Source organism: Streptomyces sp. NPDC055078 (assembly GCF_053607985.1).
Window position 1 is genome coordinate 1 of the sequence record NZ_JBSGUP010000611.1, and the last position, 5,036, is coordinate 5,036.

4 protein-coding genes are annotated in these 5,036 nt (G+C 69.7%); 1 reads left to right on the plus strand and 3 read right to left on the minus strand.

What is annotated here, in order from left to right; translation table 11 throughout:
* Positions 1 to 65 precede the first annotated feature (65 nt).
* The 3 genes from ACWF94_RS33240 to ACWF94_RS33250 form a co-directional block, all read right to left on the minus strand.
* Positions 66 to 1,838, minus strand: a complete 1,773-nt coding sequence (locus ACWF94_RS33240; protein ID WP_453497145.1) for a glycosyl hydrolase family 18 protein — start codon at positions 1,836 to 1,838, stop codon at positions 66 to 68.
* Positions 1,839 to 2,101: 263 nt separating this feature from the next.
* Positions 2,102 to 2,737 carry a response regulator gene (locus ACWF94_RS33245; protein WP_453497148.1) on the minus strand — a complete coding sequence of 212 codons (636 nt, stop codon included), beginning with the start codon at positions 2,735 to 2,737 and terminating at the stop codon, positions 2,102 to 2,104.
* A 218-nt stretch (positions 2,738 to 2,955) separates the two neighbouring features.
* Positions 2,956 to 4,161 carry a sensor histidine kinase gene (locus tag ACWF94_RS33250; protein WP_453497139.1) on the minus strand — a complete coding sequence of 402 codons (1,206 nt, stop codon included), beginning with the start codon at positions 4,159 to 4,161 and terminating at the stop codon, positions 2,956 to 2,958.
* Positions 4,162 to 4,311: 150 nt separating this feature from the next.
* Here ACWF94_RS33250 and ACWF94_RS33255 point away from each other — a divergent pair, with 150 nt between their 5' ends.
* Positions 4,312 to 4,893 (plus strand): hypothetical protein, encoded by a 582-nt coding sequence (locus ACWF94_RS33255; protein ID WP_453497142.1) that lies wholly within the window; start codon positions 4,312 to 4,314, stop codon positions 4,891 to 4,893.
* Positions 4,894 to 5,036: the final 143 nt, after the last annotated feature.

Below are 5,036 nucleotides of genomic sequence, written 5' to 3' on the forward strand. Positions count from 1 at the left end.
CCCCGGCCCCTTGTGGAGCTGTCCGCTCAGTCGCTCATCGCTGAGGACGGACGGTCAACGGACGGCTATCCGAGACCGGAGCTGACCGCGCCGGCCAGTTCACCGTTGGACGTGTCACCACTGAACTCCCAGTAGAACGCGCCACCGAGACCCTGGTTCTTCGCCCAGCTCATCTTGGAGCCGATCGTCGCCGGGGTGTCGTAGCCCCACCAGTTGCTGCCGCACTTGGCGTAGGCGGTGCCGCCGACGGTGCCGGTGGCCGGGCAGGTGTTCTTGAGGACCTTGTAGTCCTCGAAGCCCGGCTCATAGGTGCCCTGGGCCGGTCCGGTCGCGGTGCCGCCCGGTTCCGCCTGGGTCACACCCGTCCAGCCCCGGCCGTAGAAGCCGACGCCGAGCAGGAGTTTGTCCGCCGGTACGCCCTTCGCCTTGTACTTGTTGATCGCGTCGGCCGAGTTGAAGCCCTGCTGCGGGATGCCGGTGTAGCCGGAGAGCGGGGAGTGCGGAGCCGTCGGGCCCTGCGCCGCCCACGCGCCGAAGAAGTCGTACGTCATCACGTTGTACCAGTCGATGTACTGCGCGGCGCCGCCGTAGTCAGCGGCGTCGATCTTGCCGCCGTTGGAGGCGTCCGCGGTGACGGCGGCGGTGAGTAGGTTGTTGGCGCCGAACTTGGCACGGAACGCCTGCATCATGTTCTTCATCACGGCCGGGCCGCTGGTGTCGCAGGTCAGACCACAGGCATTGGGGTACTCCCAGTCCAGGTCGATGCCGTCGAAGACATCGGCCCAGCGCGGGTCCTCCACCAGGTTGTAGCAGGACTCGGCGAACGCGGCGGGGTTGGCCATGGCCTGGCCGAAGCCACCGGACCAGGTCCAGCCGCCGAAGGAGTACAGGATCTTGATGTGCGGGTACTTCGCCTTGAGCTTCCGCAGCTGGTTGAAATTGCCGCGCAGCGGCTGGTCCCAGGTGTCGGACACACCGTCGACGGACTGGTCGGCGGTGTACATGCGCTCGTAGTCGGCGTAGGAGTCACCGATGGTGCAACGGCCGTTCTGGACGTTGCCGAAGGCGTAGTTGATGTGGGTGATGTTCGCGGCGGTGCCGGAGGTCACCAGGTTCTTCACGTGGTAGTTGCGGGCGTAGACGCCCCAGTTGGTGAAGTACCCCATCTTGATCTTCTTGCCGGGGTTCACGACGCCGCCGGGCGTGGTGACGGAGTGCTCGCCGCTCAGCGGGCCGACCTGGTCGGCGCTGTCCCGCGCCAGGACGGCGTAGGAGTACGTCGTGCCCTTGGTCAGCCCGGTGTCCCGGTAGGTGACCGGACCGGTGCCCGTGGGCGCGGGCACCGTGGCGATCTTGGTGCCGTTGCGGAACAGGTCGTAGTTCTTGACCTGCTTGTCGTCGGTCGCGGCGGCCCAGCTGAGGTTCGCCGAGGTCTCGGTGACATCCGCGGAGGTCGGGGTGCCGGGGGCGGACGGCTTGGCGTCGCCGGGCACGGTGCCGCCGTCACAGGAGGCGCCGTTCACCTTGCAGCCCGAGGGGGCGCCGGGGCCGGTGCCGTTGAAGCCGTAGGTGTCGGAGGCGCCCGGGGCCAGGGAGGCGGCCCAGGACTTGTTCTTCGCCGTCCAGTGGTCGCCGACGTTCGTCACATCGGCGTCCCACGCGGAGGTGACCTTGGTGCCGGCGGGGAAGTCCCACTCGACGGTCCAGCCGTTGATCGTGGTGGTTCCGGTGTTCTTGACCGTCCACTTGCCCTCGAAGCCGCTGCCCCAGTCGGAGCCCTTCGCGTAGGTGGCGGTCGCCGATTCGGCGGCCTGGGCGGGCGATGCGAGACCGACCATCGCCGCCAGGGGGATCACGAGCGCGGTCAGGCCCGCGACGATTCTGGAACGTGCTGACCAGCGCTTTCTTGGACCGTGCAGAGGTGGGGGTTGACTGCTCACGGGTGCTCCTTGTGAGGTGGTCCGGACAGTGGGGTGGGACCGTTCTCTGCGCACTCTGGGGTGTCTCACCGCAGCGTGTGTTCGCGGGTGAGACTAGGAAGGTCTGGACCAATCGTCAATAGGTCCAGACCAAAGCGCGAGGTCAACGGGCGCTGACCCGCTCAGATACCCAACTCCTGCGCCAGTACGGCGGCTTGGACCCGGCTGCGCAGCTCCAGCTTGCCGAGCAGCCGACTGACATGGGTCTTCACCGTCGCCTCCGCCATCCGCAGCCGGATCGCGATCTCGGCGTTCGACATCCCCTCGCCGAGACATGCCAGGACCTCCCGCTCGCGCCGGGTGAGGACGTCGAGGATCGCGGGGTCGGGCGCGTCGGGGGAGCGTACGGGGTGCGGTGTCGCGAACTCGGCGATCAGCCGGCGGGTCACGGCGGGCGCGATCAGTCCCTCGCCGCGCGCGACCGTACGTACCGCCTCCAGCAGGTCCTTGGCGTCGGTGTTCTTCAGCAGAAAGCCCGAGGCCCCCGCCCGCAGGGCCCCGAAGATGTACTCGTCCAGATCGAAGGTGGTCAGGACGAGGACATCGGCGAGCCGGTCGGCGACGATCCGCCGGGTGGCCGACACCCCGTCCAGCCGTGGCATCTGAATGTCCATCAGCACCAGATCGGGGCGCAGCTCCCCGGCGAGCCGCACCGCCTCCTCGCCGTCGGCCGCCTCCCCGACGACCTCGATGTCCGGGGCACTGCGCAGAATGAGGACGAGGCCCGCGCGTACCGCGCTCTGGTCCTCCGCCACCAGGACGCGTACGCGCCGGGTGCCTCCCGGATCGCCTGCGCCCGGGTGTCCCGGGCCGGGGTGCCCTGAGCCGGGGTGCCCTGAGCCCGGGTGCTCTGAGCCCGGGTCGCCCGCGCTCGAACCGCTTGCGTCCGACCGGCTTGCGCTCGAACCGCTCGCGTCCGAACCGCTCCTGCTCGAACCGCTCGCGTCTGAACCGCTTGCGCGCCGTGCTTCCCGCGTCATGTCTCGGGCTCCTTGTCGTCCCGTACGGGCAGCACCGCCCGTACGCACCAGATCTTGTCCGGACCGCCGTCGGGTCCTTCCTCCGGTCCCGCGTCGAGCTGCCCGTCCAGCAGCGTCACCCGCTCACGCATCCCGACCAGACCGGCCCCCGAACCGGGCGCGCGCGGCCCTGGCCTGCTGCCGAAGGGACTGGTCACGGTGACCGTGAGCGTACGGCCCGCCGTATGGGTGAGCGTGATGTGCACAGCGCCCGGCTCCGCGTGCTTGAGGGCGTTGGTCAGGGACTCCTGCACGATCCGGTACGCGGCCAGTTCCACCGGGGCGGGCAGGGTGGCTCCTTCCGGACGCCGGTCGTCGAGGGTGAACGAGAGCCCGCTGCCGGCTCCGTTCGTACGGGCCTGCTCGATCAGCGACTCCAGACCGGCGAGCGTCGGCGCCGCGGCCGGCTCGCTGTCATCGCCGCGGTCCCGCAGCAGCCCGATCAGCCGACGCATTTCGGCCAGACCCGCGACGCTGTTCTCCCGGATGACCCCGAGCGCGTCCCGGGAGGTCCCGGGGTTGTCGAGCGAGAGCGCCGCGGTGGAGTGGATGGCGATCGCGGAGAGGTGGTTGGCGACCATGTCGTGCAGTTCCCGGGCCATCCGGGACCGCTCGGCGGTCACCGCCTGGGTCCGGTCCACCTCGGCGAGCAGCGTGGTCTGCTCGGCGCGCAGCTTGGCGGCGTCCGCGGCCTCCCGGTGGTTGCGGACGAGCGCGCCCGTGGTGGCCGGGGCGAGGGTGATCGCGCCGACGACCACACCGAGCAGCAGCCCGGCTGGCTCCTGGGTCAGGGCGAGCAGGGTGATGGTCGACGCGACCGTGATCAGTCCGGCGGTCACCGGGACCCGGCGCGCGGTCGTGCTCGATCCGTAGACCACCGACGCGTACACCACATCGGTGTAGACCATCAGCGTGACGAGATTGCCGACCGTGAACTGATCGGCGATCAGCGCCAGCGTGCCCACCAGCAGGGTCGTCAGCGGCAGCGTCCGGCGGAACAGCGACTGGACGGAGATCACCGCCAACGGCACCAGGGCGGTCCAGGCCGGGAAGAGGTCCCGCTCCTTCTGGTTGTACAGCCCCAGCGACCACAGCAGTACTCCGCCGAGGAGCGCGACGACACAGATGTACACATCGTCGCGGTGCGGGCGGGGAATGGTCACCGTCCCATGAAACACGGCGGTGCCCCGTTCCGGCCTCCCCGGACGGGGTGAGCTGCGAGTACATCAAAGGATGCAGTGCCACTTCGTCACTGCCGACGACGATCGGCGGCCGTCCGGGCGGGAGCCTGAGAACGATGAAGGGAGAAGGCTGTGATCGTCACGCTGATCATCATCTGCGAGGTCGGCTTCTGGGTACTGCTGGCGGCAGGGCTCGCCGCGCGCTATCTGTGGAAGAAACCGCGGGTGGGGATGGCTCTGCTGCTGTGCGAGCCGCTGCTGGAGGTCGTCCTGCTGGTCGTCACCGCGATCGATCTGAAGAACGGCGCCGATCCCAGCTGGAAGCACGGTCTGGCCGCGCTCTACATCGGCTACACCGTCGGCCATGGCCACCGCACCGTCAAATGGCTCGACGGCCACGCCGCCCACCGCCTGGGCGGCGCCCCGCCCCCGCCGAAGCCCCCCAAATACGGCATGGCCCGCGCCCGCCACGAGCTGCGCGTCTGGTCCGGCACCATGGCGGCGGCCGCCGTGGCCACGGGGTTGCTCCAGCTCGCCATCTGGTATGTGGGCGACGCCGGTAGCTCCGAGTCCCTGCGGAGCTGGATGTTCCAGGCGTGGAAGGTGGCCGGGATCCACGGGGTGATCGCCCTGACGTATGCGATCTGGCCGAAGAAGGACCCCGACGGTGGGTCCGACCCGGAACGCACGCCGGTCCGCGTCGGCCGGGACTAGCTGCCCCTGTGAGGTTGCGCCCTCCCGGCACGCCCTGCGGGCGTGTCCTCAATCGCCGGACGGGCTGGTTCTGCGCATCCGGGCGGGCAAAATCCAGCCCCGCCGGCGATTGAGGCGCTGGGGGTCCCCCCACGCCGCAGGGC

What these genes read in the sequence shown, in the direction of transcription:
- ACWF94_RS33240 (WP_453497145.1), bottom strand. Translation starts at nt 1,838, where the DNA reads ATGGTCGGTCTCGCATCGCCCGCCCAGGCCGCCGAATCGGCGACCGCC.